General features: G+C 61.5%; 14 protein-coding genes and 1 tRNA gene. 4 read left to right on the plus strand and 11 right to left on the minus strand.

Annotated features, from left to right (window positions below; translation table 11 throughout):
* Nucleotides 1-166: 166 nt before the first annotated feature.
* Complete coding sequence (locus GRI65_RS05440; protein ID WP_160755630.1) at nt 167-3,442, minus strand: TonB-dependent receptor; 3,276 nt, start codon at nt 3,440-3,442, stop codon at nt 167-169.
* A gap of 275 nt (nt 3,443-3,717) precedes the next feature.
* On the opposite strand from GRI65_RS05440, the gene GRI65_RS05445 reads away from it, so the two are divergent.
* The 3 genes from GRI65_RS05445 to GRI65_RS05455 are packed head-to-tail and all read left to right on the plus strand — an operon-like array spanning nt 3,718 to nt 7,864.
* Nucleotides 3,718-5,319, plus strand: a complete 1,602-nt coding sequence (locus tag GRI65_RS05445) for a tryptophan halogenase family protein (RefSeq protein WP_160755455.1) — start codon at nt 3,718-3,720, stop codon at nt 5,317-5,319.
* Nucleotides 5,316-6,851, plus strand: a complete 1,536-nt coding sequence (locus GRI65_RS05450) for a tryptophan halogenase family protein (RefSeq protein ID WP_160755456.1) — start codon at nt 5,316-5,318, stop codon at nt 6,849-6,851. The genes GRI65_RS05445 and GRI65_RS05450 overlap by 4 nt, the downstream gene beginning before the upstream one ends.
* Entirely contained in the window at nt 6,848-7,864 is a 1,017-nt protein-coding gene (locus GRI65_RS05455) for a cupin-like domain-containing protein (protein ID WP_332872602.1), read from the plus strand. Before GRI65_RS05450 ends, GRI65_RS05455 begins: the two co-directional genes overlap by 4 nt.
* Here the strand turns inward: GRI65_RS05455 and GRI65_RS05460 are convergent.
* The 3 genes from GRI65_RS05460 to GRI65_RS05470 are packed head-to-tail and all read right to left on the minus strand — an operon-like array spanning nt 7,849 to nt 12,279.
* Complete coding sequence (locus GRI65_RS05460) at nt 7,849-9,318, minus strand: tryptophan 7-halogenase (protein ID WP_160755457.1); 1,470 nt, start codon at nt 9,316-9,318, stop codon at nt 7,849-7,851. The two genes, GRI65_RS05455 and GRI65_RS05460, sit on opposite strands and share 16 nt — an antisense overlap.
* Entirely contained in the window at nt 9,315-10,838 is a 1,524-nt protein-coding gene (locus GRI65_RS05465) for a tryptophan halogenase family protein (RefSeq protein ID WP_160755458.1), read from the minus strand. The genes GRI65_RS05460 and GRI65_RS05465 overlap by 4 nt, the downstream gene beginning before the upstream one ends.
* Nucleotides 10,839-10,887: 49 nt before the next feature.
* Nucleotides 10,888-12,279: a sugar porter family MFS transporter gene (locus tag GRI65_RS05470; RefSeq protein ID WP_160755632.1), complete on the minus strand. Its 1,392-nt coding sequence runs from the start codon at nt 12,277-12,279 to the stop codon at nt 10,888-10,890.
* Nucleotides 12,280-12,432: 153 nt separating this feature from the next.
* Here GRI65_RS05470 and GRI65_RS05475 point away from each other — a divergent pair, with 153 nt between their 5' ends.
* Nucleotides 12,433-13,995 (plus strand): aldehyde dehydrogenase (NADP(+)), encoded by a 1,563-nt coding sequence (locus tag GRI65_RS05475; protein ID WP_160755459.1) that lies wholly within the window; start codon nt 12,433-12,435, stop codon nt 13,993-13,995.
* 48 nt (nt 13,996-14,043) lie between these two features.
* Here the strand turns inward: GRI65_RS05475 and GRI65_RS05480 are convergent, their stop codons facing one another.
* From GRI65_RS05480 to GRI65_RS05510, 7 genes are all read right to left on the minus strand, one after another.
* Complete coding sequence (locus tag GRI65_RS05480; protein ID WP_160755460.1) at nt 14,044-14,670, minus strand: hypothetical protein; 627 nt, start codon at nt 14,668-14,670, stop codon at nt 14,044-14,046.
* A gap of 330 nt (nt 14,671-15,000) precedes the next feature.
* Nucleotides 15,001-15,813 (minus strand): universal stress protein, encoded by an 813-nt coding sequence (locus GRI65_RS05485; RefSeq protein WP_160755461.1) that lies wholly within the window; start codon nt 15,811-15,813, stop codon nt 15,001-15,003.
* Between the two features lie 168 nt (nt 15,814-15,981).
* Nucleotides 15,982-16,058: transfer RNA gene (locus GRI65_RS05490), tRNA-Met, on the minus strand.
* Between the two features lie 78 nt (nt 16,059-16,136).
* Nucleotides 16,137-16,679 carry a 2'-5' RNA ligase family protein gene (locus GRI65_RS05495; protein ID WP_160755462.1) on the minus strand — a complete coding sequence of 181 codons (543 nt, stop codon included), beginning with the start codon at nt 16,677-16,679 and terminating at the stop codon, nt 16,137-16,139.
* On the minus strand, nt 16,676-17,647 hold the full coding sequence (gene mltG, locus GRI65_RS05500; RefSeq protein ID WP_160755463.1) for an endolytic transglycosylase MltG: 972 nt from the start codon (nt 17,645-17,647) through the stop codon (nt 16,676-16,678). The genes GRI65_RS05495 and mltG overlap by 4 nt, the downstream gene beginning before the upstream one ends.
* A gap of 1 nt (nt 17,648) precedes the next feature.
* A complete protein-coding gene (gene fabF / locus GRI65_RS05505) occupies nt 17,649-18,908 on the minus strand; it encodes a beta-ketoacyl-ACP synthase II (RefSeq protein ID WP_160755464.1) in 1,260 nt (419 codons plus the stop codon).
* A gap of 155 nt (nt 18,909-19,063) precedes the next feature.
* Nucleotides 19,064-19,300, minus strand: a complete 237-nt coding sequence (locus GRI65_RS05510) for an acyl carrier protein (protein ID WP_160601236.1) — start codon at nt 19,298-19,300, stop codon at nt 19,064-19,066.
* Nucleotides 19,301-19,304 lie beyond the last annotated feature (4 nt).

Here is a 19,304-nt window from a genome sequence, read left to right on the forward strand (position 1 = left end):
GCCCTTGCAGCCCCGCTGGAAAGCGGGGCTGCACTGCGTTTGGGACGATGCCTAGCCCCGCGCCTGCAAACCTGCGCGTTTTTCGACGTGCCCTAGATGCAAATGCAGACGGGCCGCTCCCCCTTTCGGTGGAACGGCCCGCAGCCCCTGTCTTGAACCAGAGAAGTTAGAAGTTCGCACGCACGATGAGCGAGAAACGACGGTCGTTCATGAAGTACGAACGAGGCACCAGTTGGTCGGGATCGCCGCTGTAGGCCTGGGTCGTCTTGGTGACTTCGTTGAGCAGGTTCACACCCTGCGCACCAACACGGATATTTTCCGTGAGGTTGAAGAACACCGAGGCGTCCAACTGTCCGGTCGGCTCGTTGAAGATCGAGTAGTACGGGAAGATCACGTCCGATGCGGTGAGCAGGAAGCGTGACCGCCAGTTATACGCGGCCCGCAGTGAAATCGGACCCTTTTCATAGAACGCGCTGACGTTGAAGTTGTGCTTCGACAATTGCTCCAGTGGCAAGTTGCCGGGAGGAACCGTAGAGTCATTGGGCACCGCCCCGCCGTTCAGGAACGTGTTCGGGAGACCCGAACTGTCGATATAGGTGTAGTTCGCCGAACCACCGAGGCCGTTGAGCAAGCCCGGCAGGAAGTCGAACGTTTGCTGGTAGGCAACTTCAAAGCCCTTGACCTTGCCGGTACCGTCGAAGTTGGCCGGACCGCGCACCGTGACATCGCGGGTTTCGCCGCTGCCGTTGGTGATTTGTTCCGTCCGCACCGACTGGAAGAAGAAGTTATCGATGCTCTTGTAGAAGGCGTTGAACGTGAGCGAGCCGACCGGCGCAAAGTACCATTCGAGGCTGGCGTCGAACTGCCAGGCTGTCGCCGGATCAAGCGTAGGATCGCCCGCCGTACCGGTGAAGTTGCCCGACGTATCGATGCTGGATGTGAAGTAGTTCCGGATGTAGCCATTGTCTGGCCGTGTCAGCACCTTCGATACGGCGAAGCGCAGGATGAGCTCGTCGCTAAGGCCGAACTTCACGTTCAGGCTTGGCAGCAGATAATCATAGCTGTGCTTGACGTTGGTCTGTTCAAGACTGCCATCGACGAAATTCTGCAGCGAGACATAAGCCGCCTCGCCGATGTTGCAGATGCCGCCCGGTACTGCGGTGCCGCCGCCAGCCGCTGGCGGCCGGTTACGGGGCGCGCAGCGTACGGAGAACGGATCAGCGATGTTCAGACCGCCTACTGTGCCCGGCGAACGAACGCCTTGCGAGCGAACGTCGGTCTTGACCCAGCGAACTCCGATATTGCCGGTCAGGCGGACATCACCGAACAAGTCGTCGCTGCCGAAGTTGAGCATCGCGTAGGCAGCAGAATCGTACTGCTTCACCGTCTGGATGTCGGTTGGCAGGTAGGGCGAACCGTCAACCGTACCACCACGCGCGGCAAGCGGGTTCCAGCTTGGTGAGGCACCCAGTGCCCGCGCACGGTCCTGGACCGATTGGAAATAATCCACCGAACCTTCGTAATCACCGATCAGGTCACCGGCGTAATAGAATGCCCCCGGAGGTCCGGGAACCTGATTGCGGAAGAAGTCCGGGAACTCGTAGCGCTCTTGCTGTCCATCAGCTTCGGTATCGCCAAAATTGACCGGACGGCTGCCCGACCACACTTCACTGAGCATACCCCAGTTGTACGTGGTGTAGCGGACTTCCTGCTCGCGGCCTTGGTAGCGCGCGCCGAACTTGGCACGGCGGATGAAGGAATCTTCGTCGAATTCATAATCGAGGTCAGCCCGGAACGCGAACTGATCGCCCTTGCTGTCTTCGGCGTGATCCATCGCCGCGCGCCAGAATTGGAACCGCGGATCGGTGAAGTATTCCGCATCCGTTGCTCCTGCCAGTGCAGCACCCGGTGTCGACCAGTCGTATCCCAGGAACTGCGGCTTGTGCGGGATCACGATGGGCAGATCGCCCGAGATATCCAGTTCGGAATCGGCAAAACTCGAACCGAAAACACTGAAATCGAGATTTTCCTTGCGCGAGTTTGCATACTGGCCGTCGAGCGTGATTTTCGCCCGATCCGTCAACTGGTGCTCCAACCGGAGGCTGTAATCGGTGTTGGTGGTTTCATCCAGCACCTGACGGCGAGCCAGCGAGTATTGCGAACCGCCGATGGGAACGAATGGTGACGCCGCCGGATCGCCGCGCCAGCCATTGCTGGCGTCAACGATATAGCCGGACTGGAAGACGTTGTTCTCGTCATAGACGAAATCGGTGAAACCACCGACCGGGCACTGCGCGCGCGGCGGAGTTTCGTCGTTGGGATCGATTACGCCGCCGCTGTCGACCACGTTCGGGCCGTTGGCGTTCTGCTGGCAGCCGATCGGATAAGTCGAATATTCGGTAAGGTCCGGCGCGGCTTCATAGGTATATTCGCCCCACGCGTTGGTGGTGTGCGAGCGGATGAATTCCGCCGTGACCATGGTGCGCTCGTCGAGACTTTCCCACTGCGCCGAGACGGCGATACCGTCACGCTTGCGGTTGAATTCCTGCGTACGGAACTGGCCGCCCACAGGAGCGACGCGGAAGTCGGCATAATCGGCAAAACCGTCTGCGCCGGCAGCGCCGAAATTACCGCAGGCCGCATTTGGCGGCGGCAGGGTCGTGGTGTCGGAACCCGATGGCAAGGGATTGCGGCAAATGAAACGGTCGCCGGTGTTGGCCGCCCGCACGGACTGTCCGTCACGAATCTGGTAGTTCGCGATCTGTAAACCGTCGGCGCGGCTCTTGATCTGTGAATAGGCGCCGCTGACCAGCAGGCCGATCCGGCCAATTCCGGTGTCCCACTGGTTGCTGATCAGGCCCGAAATGGTCGGAGTCCATTCCTTGGCCATATCACCGTAGTTGGCTTCCGCGCTGAGCGCGATCTTGAAGCCCTTGTTGTCGAATGGCTTGCGGGTGTTGAGATTGACCGTCCCGGCGAGCCCGCCTTCGATCATGTCGGCGGTCGAGTTCTTCGAGATCACCACCGAGCCGAGCAGTTCGGAGGGAACATCGGCAAAGTTCAGCGCTTGCCCGCCGACACCAGCGGCGAAGGCCGTACGGCCGTTGAATTCCGAGCGAACGAAGTTGAGGCCGCGAACGACAACACCGGAACCTTCGACAGAGAAGTGGTCCGGATCGTTCGAACCAGCGAAGCGGTTGATCGCGATCCCGGGAACGCGCTGCAGCGCCTCGGTCACCGAACGGTCAGGAAGTGCGCCGATGTCTTCGGCAGTGATAGCATCGACGACGGTGTCGGCATCACGCTTGATATCCTGGGCCTTCGCAAGCGATTGGCGGATGCCGCTGACGACAATGACGTTACCGAGATCGTCCGAAGCCGGCTCGGCTTCTTCGGTACCGGCCGGCTGCGCATCCTGCGCATGGGCTGTCTGCCCAGCCATGAACCCGGTGACCACGATGGCCGACACACTGGTCCGCAACAACGTTTTCAGCAGGTGGTCACACCCCCCGCCAGTCCCCGAACGATTAAACGCTGATTTGATCATAAGATCACCCCTCCCATGTTAGCGCTACCACATTTAGGCGGGTAGCTTGTCTTTGCTTTGAAACAAGGCATATCGGCACGTAGTTTCCTTGGCAAGAGGAACTTCCGGGTTTAGCTGTGGGCTGTGACAAATTGCCCACAGAACATATATGGGGTAGTCGGGGGAGCGAGATGGCAGGGATAAATGGTATCGGTACCGCGAAACGCATTTCGCGCGTCGTCATTGTCGGTGGCGGTACCGCGGGTTGGATGGCCGCGGCTGCCATGTCCCGTTTCTTCAACGATGGCCAGCGAACGATAACGCTGATCGAATCGGACGCGATCGGGATCGTCGGCGTCGGCGAAGCGACCATTCCGCCCATTCGCAGTTTCAACGCGATGCTCGATATTCCCGAGAACGAATTTCTCCGCGCCACCAAGGGCACTTATAAACTGGGCATCGAGTTCGTGAATTGGGGCCGACAAGGTGACCGTTACTTCCATCCATTCGGCGGTTATGGTCAAGATCTGCACGGTATCCAGTTCCACCACCTGTTCCTGAGGGAAGCGGCAAGAGCGGCAGGGACGAACGGCATCAGCCCTGATATCGGGCATTTCTCAATGTGCACCATGGCGGCGCACGCAGGCCGGTTTGCCCGTCCTTCGGCGGGCGCGCAGTCGCTGGTTTCGCAGATCGCCTACGCCTATCATTTCGACGCAAGCCTCTATGCGGCCCACTTGCGCCAACTGGCCGAGCGTCAGGGAACCGTGCGTCTCGAGGGGCGGATCGTGAAAGTCCACCGCGACGGCGAAAGCGGCGACGTCACTTCCGTCCAGCTGGAAGACGGTAGGCTTGTCGAAGGCGAATTGTTCGTCGACTGCTCCGGCTTTCGCGGCTTGCTGATCGAGGAAGCGCTCGAAACGGGGTATGACGACTGGAGTCACTGGTTGCCCATGGACCGGGCCATTGCGGTGCCGACTGCGAACATTGGCTCCCCCGATCCCTTCACCCGCTCCACCGGGCATGCCGCGGGCTGGCAGTGGCGCATTCCACTGCAACACCGGACCGGAAACGGCCACGTCTTCTCCAGCGGGTTCATGGACGAAGACACAGCCCGCGATGTTCTCCTGGCCAATCTTGAAGGCGAACCGCTGCAGGAACCGCGCACACTTCGCTTCCTTACTGGCATGCGGCGCAAGGCATGGAACCACAACGTGATTTCCCTCGGGCTTTCATCGGGCTTTATCGAGCCGCTGGAATCGACCAGTATCCACCTGATCCAGAACGGCATTGCGCGGCTGTTCGCGCTTTTCCCCGATAATCCGATCAGTCCGATAGAACGCGACGAATACAATCGCGGGATGAAGGAACTCTACGAGGATGTACGGGACTTCATCATCCTCCATTACAAGGCTACGCAGCGAGACGACACCGCGTTCTGGCGCTATGTCCGGGACATGGAAGTACCCGCGTCTCTTGCCCGCAAGATCGAGTTGTGGCGGCTGCACGGGCGGATATTTCGCGAGAATGCCGAATTGTTCGTCGCCCCCAGCTGGATCGCCGTGATGCTAGGACAGAACATCTGGCCGCAAGCGTACGATCCGATCGCCGACACCCTCGACGAACAGAAGGTGGCGGCTGCGATGGAACAGATGCGGGACGCCTACCGGGATATCGCGGCCAAGCTGCCGACCCACGAAGAATTCATCCGCCAATCAGGCGGGTGGCACGACGCACCGACAGCCCAGCCCCCTTCCCCCGGACCATTCGCCGCCCAGGCTGCGGCGCGATGAAAAATTCGCCAATCCGCAAGGTCGTGATCGTGGGCGGCGGCACCGCGGGCTGGATGGCGGCGGCGGGACTGTCGCGGGTCCTCGGCGCGCTTCCGGGGCTGAGTATTACCCTGATCGAAAGCGAAGCGATCGGCACAGTCGGAGTCGGCGAAGCCACCATTCCGCAAATTACCGCGTTCAACCGCCTGATCGGTCTCGACGAGATGGCGTTCATGCGCGAAACCCGGGCAACTTACAAACTGGGCATCGAATTCGTCGACTGGCTACGGCCGGGCCATTCCTACGTCCATCCCTTTGGTTCGTTCGGTCTGGATATGCTGGGGATCGAATTCCAGCATTTTTGGCTGCGCGGACGGGAACTGGGCGATACCGCGGCAATCGACAGTTACTCGATCGCTGCGGTCGCCGGGAAGTCCGGTAAATTCACGTGGCCGCAGCCCGACAACCGCAAATCGCCGCTTTCAAAGCTGTCCTACGCCTTCCAGTTCGATGCCGGACGTTACGCGAAGTTTTTGCGTGGTCTGTCCGAACAGGCCGGTGTTCGCCGGGTCGAAGGGCGCGTGGTGGAGGTTCTTCAGCATCCCGAAAGCGGCTTTGTCACTGGATTGAAGCTGGATGACCAAACGGAAGTAGAAGGTGAATTGTTCATCGACTGCTCCGGCTTCCGTTCGCTGCTCCTGGGCCAGACACTGGGCGTCCCGTTCAATGATTGGTCACGCTGGTTGCCGTGCGACAGCGCGGTCGCGATCCCGTGCGAACTTGGCGGGGCGAACGAACCGCTGACTCGTTCCACCGCGCGCTCGGCGGGCTGGCAGTGGCGCATTCCGCTGCAACATCGCATCGGCAACGGGCATGTGTTTTCCTCGGCGCATATGGACGGCGAAGCGGCGACCGACATGTTGCTTGCCAACCTTGACGGCAAGCCGCTGGCGGAACCGAACCGTCTCAGTTTCACTGCGGGCCACCGGGCTCGGGCATGGGAAAAAAACGTAGTAGCGCTGGGGCTTGCCGGCGGCTTCCTGGAACCGCTCGAATCGACTTCGATACATCTCGTCCAATCCGGCATCGCCCGCTTGTTATCCTTGTTTCCCGACAGCGGTTTCAGCGAGGTTGAAATCGGGCGTTACAACGACGAGACCGAGCGGGAATATGTCGACATCCGCGACTTCCTGTTGCTTCACTACTCGGCGACCGAGCGCGACGATTCCGAATTCTGGCGCTATTGCCGTAACCTCGAACCGACCGACGGACTGGCCGAAAAGATCGAAATGTTTCGGAGTTCCGGGCGGATATTCCGGGAACATAACGAGCTTTTCACGGAGGCCAGCTGGCTTTCGGTAATGCTCAGTCAGGGGATCAGCCCGCAGCGGTATCATCCTGCGGCCAGATTGCTCGACGACGCGGAGACGCTCGCCCGCCTCGGCAATATTCGCGGGGCAATTCGCAACACTGCCGACCAGCTGCCTTCCCAGTCCGACTTCCTGAGCGAGCGCGGCGGAACGATTGCCGCCAGCGAACGGCTGACCGCGTGACTGACCGAGCCGCGCCCAACACAATTCCCGATGCCGATGCCGCGATTGATGCCGCGAGCTTTGCAGAGATCCGGCGAAACGTCCGCCCGGTAATAATGCGGCAGTTGGTCGGTGACTGGCCGGCCGTGGAAGCGGGGCGGCAGGGTGATGCGTCGATCGTGCGCTACCTCGGCGAGATCGGTAGCGCGCGGCCGGTATCCGCGATTGCAGCATCGCCCGGTGAAGGCGGACGTTTCTTCTACACGCCCGACCTTACCGGCCTCAATTTTGTCAGCGGACAGGGCCGGCTGGAAATGTTTCTCGAAGATTTGCTGCGCGCCGCCGAAGTATCGGACCCACCGGCCATGGCGGTGCAATCCGAAGACATCGCCAGTCTGCTGCCACGGTTCGCCGACGAAAACCGGCTCGCGATCCTGCCGCAAGTCGCACCAAAGATCTGGATCGGTAACCGCATTCGCGTCGCCCCGCATTACGACGGGAAGGAGAACGTCGCCTGCTGCGTGGCGGGGCGGCGCCGCTTCACGCTATTTCCGCCCGATCAGATCGGGAATCTCTACCCCGGACCGTTTGAACTGACCCCGGCGGGCACTCCGGTGAGCATGGTCGACTTAGCCGAACCTGACGAGGAAGCGCACCCGCGATTTGCCGAGGCCTGGCGTCATGCGGCACAGGCCACGCTGGATCCGGGCGATGCAATTTATATCCCCTATGGTTGGTGGCACGGCGTCGAATCGCTTGAACCGGTCAGCATCCTGGTCAATTACTGGTGGACGCAGGACGTACCTGATGGCCTGACCAGCCCCTATGTCGGTCTGCTTCACGCATTGCTCACGTTCAAGCACCTCCCGCCGGAACAGCGCGACGTGTGGCGCGAGATGGTGAATTACTACGTGTTCGAACAGCAGGGCGATCCCGCTGCGCATCTCCCCGATCATGCCAAGGGGGTCCTCGGTCCGCCTTCTCCGGCGCTGTTCGCACAAATGCACGAGATGATCCGTCAGTTGATGCGCTGAGCCTGTAGCGCCGAGGCGAGCCATTGCTCGTAAGGCGGCGCGAACTGGAGCGCATGCTCGGCACGGGCAGCAAAGTCGGCCCGGGCGGCTTCCTGTGATCCGCCGCCGCCTGCGCGCGATGCAGGCGGTGAGCCCGGCGCAAATCCGAGCGCAACCAGCAGCGCAAATTGTTCCTGCGGAGCGAGCGGGCTTTCCTCCCGAAACGGGATCCGGCCGCGGCGAATGAACTGGTCGAGCACCTGTTCCAAGCTGTTCGGAAGCGGGAGGTCGCCGAACACCCGCTTTGCGCCCGCGGCGGCGAAATGCATTGCGAGCACCTCGTGCAACCCTTCCATCATCAGCACCGAGCGGCGGTTGTATTCGGCACGCTCGAGCGGTTCGATCTCTCGTCCGGGAAGCATTTCCAGCAGCAGGGCGAGTTGCCGGTGCGCTAGATCGAGGTGATAAGGGCCAAGCGGTTCGAACCGCGCAGCCGCATCACCGATCGCGACGACATTGCCGAGCCACGGCGCGGCAACCCGCCCCGGAGCTAGCGAAACAAGCGCGGCAGCAGGCGCGCCGAGCGCCGCTAGGGCAGTATTGCGGTCGGTATTCGCCCCGACCCCGAGCATCCTCTGCATGCCGTCGCGGCCGTAAACTTCGCTCATCCACCCTGCACCAACCACGCTGAAGCGGTCGGCGAGCGAAATTACGGGCGAGCCGGGCCGGGAAAGGAATATCTGCCGTGTCGGCAGCGTCGCAGACCAGTCGGTCATTGCGAATTTGGGATGCGAAGCCAGCAGGCTGGCGGCAGGACCACTGCAATCGATGAACAGATCGCCCTCTATCCGGCCCTGTCCAGTGATCCGGACCGCCGAGAAAGTATTTACCTCACCGGGTTCCACCGCGTCAATTTCGCCCTCGACATACTGCACTTTCAATGCCTGCGCGTGTTCGATCAACAGGGCACGGTAGGCTATCGGGTTCCAGCGCAGCGCGAAATCGACATTCGAAATCGGGGTCGGCTGGTCTTGCGGCGGTGGGGCGAAGCGCTCCGCGTCGGCCAATACTTCTGCGATCGACCCGGCGCTGCGCGGACCCGCAGTATGGCGCTGTCCGCCGCCCCATTCCCGCGCGAACGCCGTCTTGAGGGCCGGATCAAGCGATTCGCCGAAGGATAAGACCCCGTCCTGCCCGCCTTCGCCCCAACCGGTATAGCGCGTGACCAGTCGGTGGCTGCCCCCAGCCCGGCGGACGATGTCCTGTTCCCCGATCCCCAAACGATCATGCAGTTTGTTCGTCATCGGCAGCGCACCGGGCGACCAGTCGGCGAAGGATGCAGGCGACGGCATCTGCCCGACTACAATCACCTCGCACAATGGCAAAGCGCGGCGCATCGCGATGGCGGCGAGCACCCCTACTTGTCCGCCGCCGACAATGACGATCCGGCGTAGCGGTTCACGTGGCTCGGTCATGCCGCCTGCGCGATGCGGGCCGCCTCCTGGTTCAGGAATTCGCGGTGCTGCGGCATGGCAGCCACTTCTTGCGCAATCGCCGCGTGCAATTGTTCCGCGGCACGTGACAGGTTCTGCGGGTCGGCCAGTGCTGGCCGCGGATCATAGCGTTCGGGTAGCAGGCCCTGTCCGACATACACGGCGATCCAGCTGGCATCGTAAAACAAGCCGTCGGAGTATTTCTCGATACGGCCCGCCCTACGCCACAGTTCCAGCTTGTCGGCCAGGCTGTCGGGCACTTTCATTGTCCGCACATGGTTCCAGAAGTCGGAGTCGTCGCGCGTGGTCGCGTTGTAATGCAAAATCAGGAAGTCACGGACCCGGTCGTATTCCATGTCGACCAGCCGGTTGAATTCATCCCGGTCGCGCGAATCGATCCCGCCGCCGATGGGGAACAGTTCGATCAGATAGGTGATCGCCATCTGCGCGAGATAGATCGAAGTGGATTCGAGCGGTTCGAGGAATCCGCTGGCGAGCCCGACGCCAATAACGTTGTGGCTCCACGACTGCGTGCGGCGGCCGGGCCGGAACCGCAGGATGCGCGGATCGGCGAGCGGTTTGCCTTCGGCGCTGGCACGGATTGTCTCGCACGCCTCGTCCTCGCTAAGATGCGCGCTGGAAAAGACGTAGCCATTGCCCATCCGGTGCTGCAACGGGATCTGCCACCGCCACCCGGCGGGCATCGCGGTCGCGGTGGTATAGGGGCGGATATCGTCGGTCGCATGAGCGCAGGGCATTGCGGCAGCGCGATCACACGGCAGCCAATGGGTCCAGTCTTCCCAGCCGGCCCCCAATTCCTGCCCCAGCAGCAGCGACCGGAAGCCCGAGCAATCGATGAACAGGTCGCCTTCGATGCGCCGTCCATCGTTCAGGCACAGGGCAGTTACGTCCCCGCTTTCGCTGTCGCGTTCGACCGAGGTCACCAGCCCTTCATGACGTTCGACCCCGATCGAGGTGCCGAATTCGCGCATGAACGGACCGAACAGCGTGGCGTCGAACTGATAGGCATAGCCATAGGTCGAGCCGAGCGTGTCGTCCTGCGCCGGAGGACGGAACCGGTTGGCAAGCGCCGCAGTGACCGCAAGCGAGTAATCGCCAAGCGGGCGAGCAAGGCCCTGCCGCTGCAATTCAAGCCAGTAATGGTGAAATCCCACGCCTTTCAGTTCTTCACCGAAAGATCCGAACGGGTGGATGTAACTTTCGCCGATGCGCCCGAAATCGCGGAAATCGATCCCGAGTTTGAAGGTGGCGTGCGTGGCCTTCATGAAGGCGGCTTCGTCGATCCCCAGCTTCTCGACGAAACTGCGGATGTGGGGCAGCGTTGCTTCCCCCACCCCGACGATGCCGATATCTTCGCTTTCGACCAGTTGGACCTTGGCCAGGCCGGGAAGCATCCGGGCAATGCCCGCTGCCGTCATCCAGCCCGCTGTGCCGCCACCGAGGACGACGACACGAACGGGACTGTTGGCTGCGGTATCCATATTCATCCTGCTAATGCGGCAGGGCCGGCGCGGCCAGCCCTGCCCTGCATCAGCCGACCATTTCCTCCAGTTCCTTGCCCTTGGTTTCGACAATGAAACGCTGGACCAGGAAGAAGCTGATCACGGCGCAGACAGCGTAGAAGCTGTAGCTGGCCGCGAGCCCGATGCCCGCCGCCATCAGCGGGAAGGTCTGGGCGATCAGGTAGTTCGCGAACCACTGGAAGAAGCCCGCCACTGCCAGCGCCGAACCGCGGATCTGGTTGGGGAACATTTCCGCCAGCATGACCCACATCACCGGCCCCCAGCTCACGTTGAAGAAGATGACGTAAAGGTTCGCCGCGACCACCGCGAGGGTGCCGAGACCGGCCGACAAGGTCAGGTTACCTTCGGCGTCGAGACCTCCCTGGCTGAAAGCATAGACCATCACGAACAGCGTCACCGCCATCCCGGCGGAACCGATCAGCAGCAGCGGCTTGCGTCCGATCTTGTCGATCAGCACGATGGTCACGAAACAGGCCGCGATCGAAACCGCCCCCGAAACGATGTTGATCAGCAGTGCATCACCTTCGGTGAACCCGGCCAACTGCCACAGGGTAGCGCCGTAATAGAAAATGACGTTGATCCCGACGAGTTGCTGGAACACCGCCAGCATGATGCCGACCCAGACGATCGGGCGGACGCCGAGGAAGCCCTTGGTGCCTTCTGGTGCCAGAACATCGCGCAGGCGCGGCCGGTGATCGACCGAGAAACTGGCACGGATTTCTTCGAGTTTGATCTTGGATTGCCGCTCGCCGAAAAGGCGGGTGAGAACGCCGGCAGCCTCGTCATTGCGGCCACGCGAAACCAGATAGCGCGGGCTTTCCGGAATGAAGAACAGGGCAACCAGGAAAATCGCCGCTGGCAGCGCCTGCATCAGGTACATCCAGCGCCATGCCTGGATTCCGCCCCAGAGGGGGTTGGTCGATTCGCCAGCCACCGCGGCAAGGACATAGTTGACGAGGAAGGCCAGCGTCAGGCCGGTAATGATCATGATTTGCTGAACCGTCGTCATTCGTCCGCGGATGTGCGCAGGTGCGACCTCGGCGATATAGGCGGGCGAAAGCACACTCGCCGCGCCAACCGCGATGCCGCCGGTCAGGCGTGCAAGCACGAAGATCGTATGATCCGCGGTCAATCCCTGGACCAGCGCACCGACCAGAAACAGCACCGCCGCGATCCGCATCACGTTACGACGCCCCATCTTGTCGGCCAGCGTACCAGCGAAGAACGCGCCGATGAAGCAGCCGATGAGCAACGAACCCACCGTGAAGCCAAGTCCGCCCTCGCTCAGGGCAAACGCTGCCTTGAGCCCCGGCTGCGTGCCATTCACGGCTCCGCTGTCATATCCGAATAACAATCCGCCAATCGTGGCAACGGCCACGATTGCAGAGATTAGCGCCATATTCTGGTCGCCACGCGTGTTTTCCAAATTCCCTCTCCCCGGCTGCACTGTTGCAACAACAGCCAATTATGTTAGCGCTACCTTTGACGGAAATTTGCGCGAAGGCAAGCAGCCTTTTCGCGCCATCAACAATCAAGCTGAAGGGAACTCTACATGCTTCATGGCAAAAATCTGATCGCCGGGGACTGGCGCACCGGCACTGGCGAATTCCGCGCACACGACGCAGCCAGCGGCAACACGATCGAACCCTCGTTCCAGGAGGCATCCGCAAAGGATGTCGCCGACGCCTGCGCCGCGGCTGCCGAAGCGCAGCGGGTATTCGGGAATTTGCCGCGCAAAGATCGTGCAGCATTTCTGCGCAGCATAGCGGACAAGATCGATGCCCTCGGCAGCGAATTGACCGAGCGTGCGATGAGCGAGAGCGGCTTGCCGGAAGCTCGCCTCAACGGCGAGCGAGGCCGCACGGTGGGCCAGTTGAGACTGTTCGCCGCCGAGGTCGAGAACGGCGCTTGGCAGGCCCTCAGGATCGATCATGCCGATCCTTCGAAGACTCCGCCCAAGCCGGACCTCCGCCTGCGCAAGATCCCGCTTGGCCCGGTTGCGGTGTTCGGGGCGAGCAACTTCCCCCTCGCTTTCTCGGTGGCAGGCGGCGACACCGCATCGGCGCTTGCAGCGGGTTGCTGCGTCGTCGTGAAGGGGCATCCCGCCCATCCCGGCACATCGGAAATGGTCGCGACCGCAATCGCCGAGGCGGTGGCGGAATGCGGCCTTCCCGCCGGCGTATTCTCGCTCCTCAACGGTACCGGCTACGGACTCGGGGAAGCCTTAGTCAAGGATCCGCGAATCGCTGCGGTCGGGTTCACGGGATCACGCGCGGGCGGACTCGCGCTGCTGGAATATGCCGCGGCGCGTGCGGTGCCGATCCCGGTCTATGCCGAGATGAGCAGCATCAACCCGGTCGTACTGATGCCTGCCCGCATGGAAAGCGCTGCCGAAGAACTGGCGAAAGCCTATGTCGGCTCGCTCTCGCTGGGTGCTGGCCAGTTCTGCACCAACCCCGGGATCGTTCTCGCAGTTGCGGGCGGCGCGCTCGAACGATTTGTCGCTGCGGCCGCCGATGCGCTCACCCAGGTACCCGCCCAGACCATGCTGACCAGCAGCATCCACGGGGCCTATGACAAGGGCGTGCAAACCTTGAGCCAGCAGGCCGGTGCACAGCTTGTAGGAGAAGGCGCCGAGGGTTCAGGTCCCTGCGGCCGGGCCGTGGTATACACCGTATCGGCCGAGGCATTTCGCAAGAACCCCGCCTTCGAACAGGAAGTCTTCGGCCCCAGCTCGATCATAGTAAGTTGCGCCAGTCTGGCCGAACTTGCCGAAATCCTCGAGGCGATGGAGGGACAGCTGACCACGACGCTCCATATGGAACCCGCCGATTATCCGGAAGCTGCCAAGCTCCTTCCGATCCTCGAGGAGCGTTCCGGAAGGGTGATCGCGAATGCGTGGCCGACAGGCGTCGATGTGACCCATGCAATGGTCCACGGCGGCCCCTTCCCCGCCACGTCCGACGGTCGCAGCACCTCCGTCGGAACACTCGCGATCGACCGCTTCCTGCGCCCGGTTTCCTATCAGGACATGCCGGAAGCGTTGCTGCCGGATTCGCTGTCGGACGAAAGCGCCTCCGTGCTGCGCCGCATCGACGGAACGTTCGTGGTTTAGCCCGATATAACCACTTACACGGTGATGCGGGATCAATGATTGCAGAATTTACCCCGCATCACCCTCGGTCGCTTCCCGAACCAGCGCGGCGAGGATCCGGACCAGCTTGTCCGGGTTTGAATCCGGCTCACGGACAGAACCCATGGTAACAGGGCGCGAGCGGACCATCGTGCGGCCCGTACCGATGGGAAGGTACTGATTGAAGTCAGTGCTATGGCCGCTCGGCTCATACAATACCGGCAGATCGAGGCCGCCCTGCTGCAATCCCTCGACGATAAGGCATGGTTCTCTGACCAATCCGATTTGCGGAAGAACTATCCCGTCCGTGACTGTGCTGCGCACTATGAGCCGGCCATGGTCCATCAGGGCGATCAGACATTGCTGGGCATCTATCAGGGCAACGGGCTGCTCGACCGTGCAAAACGCACCGTCTTTCCACACCAGGAAACCAGGCCATTCCTGTACGACGAGATCGTGGAGCGCCTTGTGGATCGGGTTGTCCTGCCCGCCGAAAGCCAGCGTTTCGCCTTCCATGTCGGGGGCGGAAAAGATCGATGACGGAACCACGACAGTTACTCGCTCGTAGGTTCGCAGAAGAACGATTGCCGCGATCGCCGTTGAAAGACCGGCTTGCCGGAAAGAAACCCTGTTGGGTTTCTCGATCTCGGCGATCAATCTGTCTTCTCCGCAAGGACACTATGTCCCGGCATATTGGCGGCCGACTGGCCCTCCGCTGACATCGCGGCGGCGCTCCGCTCCCCGATTCCGGCGGTCGACCTGCAGCGTTCCGCTTCCCTTCAGGCCATCGTCGGAGACAATTTGTACCGGGTCTTGAAAGCCCGTCCGAATGTCGCCTCGTTCGAAAAACCGAACCGCCTCGCAATGACATGGATCGGTTCCCGGTTGCCGCCGGTGATCTAAGGTCTCGACTGCGAAACGACGTGGGCACCAGCACGTCACCAGCCAAGCCCGCCGAGAAGGAGGCCATACAAACTCTCGCGGCAATCAATGGCGCAGCAAAAGTGGTACCTGCAGGTCGGTCAGCATCGACCGCGTCACCCCGCCGAAAATGCGTTCCGCGAGCCGCATTCGCCCGTAAGCGCCCATGACGATCAGCCCGCAGCGGCGCGCCAGCGCGGCGTCAGTCAACTGGGTCGCGACATCTTTCGAACTTTCGGCAATCTCGACGATTTCGGACCGGATGCCGTAACGGGAAAGATAATCCGCGCCGCTGACTGGCGGCAAATCGAACCGAGCGTCCTTCTTCTCCTTCACGGATGCAAAGAAAACTTCCGAGCTTTCTTTCAGGAATGGCACAGCGGACTTAAGTGCATGCGAAGCCTCCGGTGACCCATCCCACGCGACTAGCGCTGGCGCTGTGATATCGAACCGGGATTGCGCTTCGGGCAGCACCAATACCGGACAATCAGCCAGGATCGCCAAATCGCCGGCCGTATGGGATGGCACCCTGCCGCCCCGTCGCGGATCTCGCGCGCCGATAATGATCAGATCCGCCAAGGGCGAATGTTCGAGGATTGCGTCGGTTGCCGGTGAAGACGATTCGATCCATCTCCAGGACACGCCTTCGTTTGCAAGGTCCTGTTCCGTCTGTTCGCGAAGCTCGCGAGCTTCCTCTCTCCAGATCGGGATCATCGCGGCAAAGGCGGCATCGCTCAATCCGTCCCCGATCAGGACTTCGTAAGGGACCACACTGACGACAGTGAGACTGGCATCGAAATTGCGTGCAAGATCGAGCGCAACGTCAAGTCTCTTTGAATGGCCTTCATCCGAGAAGGCGTTGAACAAGATGGATTTCATTTCGTCACACTCCCGCCAATACATCCGGAGCCTTCCCCGAACCGATGTTATTGAAGGTATAGGATATACGCCGAACTGAAATTGATCTGGCGCAAAATGCCCCTACGAAACAGTCGCGTTAACGCCTACGGCAAATTGCACGCCCGGAAACCGATCATCGTGTGATTATGGTAGCGGAGGAGGGACTCGAACCCCCGACACGCGGATTATGATTCCGCTGCTCTAACCAGCTGAGCTACTCCGCCCCGTGGGGCAACCGGACGCCTGGCAGACGCGCAAACACCCGGGCAAGGCGGCGCGTTTACGGCGCGAGTTTGCGCGGGTCAACTACGAAACGCTGCAGACCGACCGCGAAACGGAAAATCGCGCACATGCTCCCATGGCCCGCCGCGATAGATGTGGAGACCTAGTCCGGAAAAATGGAAGCGGCGCGGCGTGATATGCGGTTCCAATTCGGCCTGCAGCGCCTTGGCTTCTTTTGCCCTGACCTTGTTCTGGATCGTCACATGCAATCTTGGTCGGTGACTGTCCTGCCCTGTCAGCAGTCCATGAAAACGCTCAGCCAAGCGGTCCCGCAGGTCGAGCATAGCCGGGCTGGAGAGTTTAAGCGCAGTTCCACCTCCCAAGGACATCAACCCGATGAGTTCCGCCTCCACCGGGGCCATCTCGGCGGCTTCCTGTGCAAGCGCCGTGCGCACTTCGTCCGCGCAAAAATACGGTAGGGCGTGGAACAGCGTGACATGGGCTTTGAGATGGTTGCGTTCCGGCGGGAAGTGCTCGGTGCGAAGGCGCGTGGCCCAGCCGGCGAGATCGGGCGGCAACAGCGCCGTCACGATGAACGGTGCGCGGCCGGCTTCCGTCGTCACATTTCGCCGCGCTGGCGGCGCAGTGCATACCACTTTTCGACATTGGCGTTGTGCTCGTCCAGAGTATCGCCGAACACGTGGCCCCCTGTCCCGTCCGCGACCATGAACAATGCGCTGGTTTTTGCGGGATTGAGGACGGCAGCAATAGATACGCGCCCCGGATTGGTAATCGGCCCGACCGGCAGTCCGGTCATGGTATAGGTGTTGTATCCGTTGACCGCGGAAATCTCCGACTGGCGGATGCGGCGGCCAAGCGGCTTGCCCTTGGTAATGGGATAGATGATCGTGGGATCGGCCTGCAGCATCATGCCCGATTTGACGCGGTTGGAATACAACCCTGCAACCATGCGGCGTTCCGAAGGCTTGCCGGTTTCCTTCTCCACGATGGACGCGAGAGTGACCGCTTCTTTCGGCGTCTTTACCGCGATACCGGGCGCGCGCTTGTCCCACAGTTCGGCGAGCGTGCTGCCCATCGCCGCCTGCATCCGCTGCAGTACCGCGGCGCGGCTCTCACCCCGTTCGAAATCATAGGTGTCGGGCAACACAGAGCCCTCTGCCGGGACCGGTGCGGTACCGGTCAGCAGCGGCTGTGCCATGATCCGCTCGTGGACCATGATCGAGGGCATACCTTCGGGAATGGTGATGAACCGACGGATCACATCGCCGCTCTGGAACGCTTCGAGAATATTCGCCGGACTGGTACCGGCGGGAAGCAGGAATTCACCCGCCTGAATCGGATCACCGCCGCCCAGTATCTTGGCCCGCAGCAGGAAGCCGTCGGCTGACGCAATCAGCCCTTCTTCTTCCAGCTTTTGCGCCACGCTGGTCAGCGACGAACCGGCGGGAACGACAAAGGGCGTGTCTTCCTCGATATTGGCGGAGCCATACCACCCGGACGCGAACACTCCCGCAGCGATCAGCGCCAACAAGCCCAGTGCGGCCAGAACCAGACAGCCGCGGCGAACCATATTAGTCGACCTTCTTCATCACCAGGCTGGCATTGGTGCCGCCGAAGCCAAAGCTGTTGTTCAAGACGGCGTTGACTGGCCGTTTCCGCGGAATGTGAGGGACCAAGTCGACCCCCTCGGTGCCTTCGTCGGGGTTGTCGAGGTTGAGCGTTGGCGGCACGATCTGGTCGCGAATGGCGAGGATGCAGAAGATCGATTCCACCGCCCCTGCCCCGCCAAGCAGATGCCCGATTGCGGATTTGGTGCTCGACATGGAAGCACCGGACAGGTCGCTGCCGAACACCCGCATCGCCGCCGCCAGTTCGATCGTGTCGGCCATGGTAGAGGTACCGTGGGCGTTGATGTAATCAATGTCGGACGGGTCCATCCCGGCTTTGCGCAGCGCCATGCGCATGGCCAGTTCTGCGCCCTTGCCTTCAGGATGGGGCGCGGTGACGTGATAGGCATCGCCCGACAGGCCGTAGCCGACCACCTCGGCATAGATTTTCGCACCCCGCGCCTTTGCGTGCTCGTATTCCTCAAGGACGACCACACCGGCCCCCTCGCCCATGACGAACCCGTCGCGGTCCTTGTCATAGGGGCGGCTCGCTTGTTCGGGACGGTCATTATAGGACATGTTGAGCGCCCGGGCCTGTGCGAAGCCTGCCACGCCGAGCGGACAGATCGTCCCTTCCGCGCCGCCCGCCAGCATGATGTCGGCATCGTCTTCACGGATCATCCGCGCCGCGTCGCCAATCGAATGTGCGCCCGTGGAGCACGCGGTCACGACCGCGTGATTGGGGCCCATCAAACCGTATTTGATCGAAACCTGTCCTGAGATCAGGTTGATCAGGCGGCCATGCACGAAATGCGGGCTGACCCTGCCGGGGCCGCGTTCGTGCAGCACGAGCGATTCGCTTTCGATCCCGGGGAGACCGCCGATGCCCGAACCGATCGAACAGCCCGTCCGCTCGAGCAGTTCCTGGGACATGTCTTCCAGTCCGGCATCTTCGAGCGCCTGACCGGCCGCATCGATGCCGTAGATGATGAACGGATCGACCTGGCGCTGGACCTTGTGGTCCACCCGCTTGTCAGGATCAAAGCCGTATTCATGATCGGCCGGCTTCACTTCGCAGGCAATCTGGCATTTCTGGTCGGAAGCGTCGAACCGCGTAATGCGGCTCGCGCCGCTTTTCGACGCAAGGATGTTCGCCCAGGTCGTCTCGACATCGCCCCCCAAAGGAGTGACGAGGCCCAATCCGGTTACCACCACACGGCGCATGAAACTCTCCAAAAAACCTGGCCTGAAATCCGGCCTAAAAAGTCTGGCAGTCCAGAAATGCAACAGGCCCGGCCCCTGAATGGGGGTCGAGCCTGTCAGTTACCCCGCCGACCGCCCAGCACGCTGGCGTCGGACGAGCGTGGCGGGATGGGCAATCAGCCCTTGTGCTCTTCGATATACTTGGTGGCATCGCCGACCGTCGTAATCTTTTCCGCGGCATCGTCGGGAATTTCGACACCGAATTCTTCTTCGAATGCCATCACCAATTCAACGATATCGAGGCTGTCAGCGCCCAGGTCGTCAATGAAGCTTGCTTCCTGGGTGACCTTGTCGGCCTCTACACCGAGGTGTTCGACAACAATCTTGGAAACGCGGTCAGCAGTATCGGACATATTA

It is taken from the genome of Allopontixanthobacter sediminis, assembly GCF_009828115.1.
Classification (GTDB): domain Bacteria; phylum Pseudomonadota; class Alphaproteobacteria; order Sphingomonadales; family Sphingomonadaceae; genus Allopontixanthobacter; species Allopontixanthobacter sediminis.

What these genes read in the sequence shown, in the direction of transcription:
- fabF (WP_160755464.1), bottom strand. Translation starts at nt 18,908, where the DNA reads ATGCGCCGTGTGGTGGTAACCGGATTGGGCCTCGTCACTCCTTTGGGG.
- GRI65_RS05510 (WP_160601236.1), bottom strand. Translation starts at nt 19,300, where the DNA reads ATGTCCGATACTGCTGACCGCGTTTCCAAGATTGTTGTCGAACACCTC.
- GRI65_RS05445 (WP_160755455.1), top strand. Translation starts at nt 3,718, where the DNA reads ATGGCAGGGATAAATGGTATCGGTACCGCGAAACGCATTTCGCGCGTC.
- GRI65_RS05485 (WP_160755461.1), bottom strand. Translation starts at nt 15,813, where the DNA reads ATGAAATCCATCTTGTTCAACGCCTTCTCGGATGAAGGCCATTCAAAG.
- GRI65_RS05460 (WP_160755457.1), bottom strand. Translation starts at nt 9,318, where the DNA reads ATGACCGAGCCACGTGAACCGCTACGCCGGATCGTCATTGTCGGCGGC.
- GRI65_RS05470 (WP_160755632.1), bottom strand. Translation starts at nt 12,279, where the DNA reads ATGGCGCTAATCTCTGCAATCGTGGCCGTTGCCACGATTGGCGGATTG.
- GRI65_RS05475 (WP_160755459.1), top strand. Translation starts at nt 12,433, where the DNA reads ATGCTTCATGGCAAAAATCTGATCGCCGGGGACTGGCGCACCGGCACT.
- GRI65_RS05465 (WP_160755458.1), bottom strand. Translation starts at nt 10,838, where the DNA reads ATGGATACCGCAGCCAACAGTCCCGTTCGTGTCGTCGTCCTCGGTGGC.
- GRI65_RS05450 (WP_160755456.1), top strand. Translation starts at nt 5,316, where the DNA reads ATGAAAAATTCGCCAATCCGCAAGGTCGTGATCGTGGGCGGCGGCACC.
- GRI65_RS05440 (WP_160755630.1), bottom strand. Translation starts at nt 3,442, where the DNA reads ATGGCTGGGCAGACAGCCCATGCGCAGGATGCGCAGCCGGCCGGTACC.
- mltG (WP_160755463.1), bottom strand. Translation starts at nt 17,647, where the DNA reads ATGGTTCGCCGCGGCTGTCTGGTTCTGGCCGCACTGGGCTTGTTGGCG.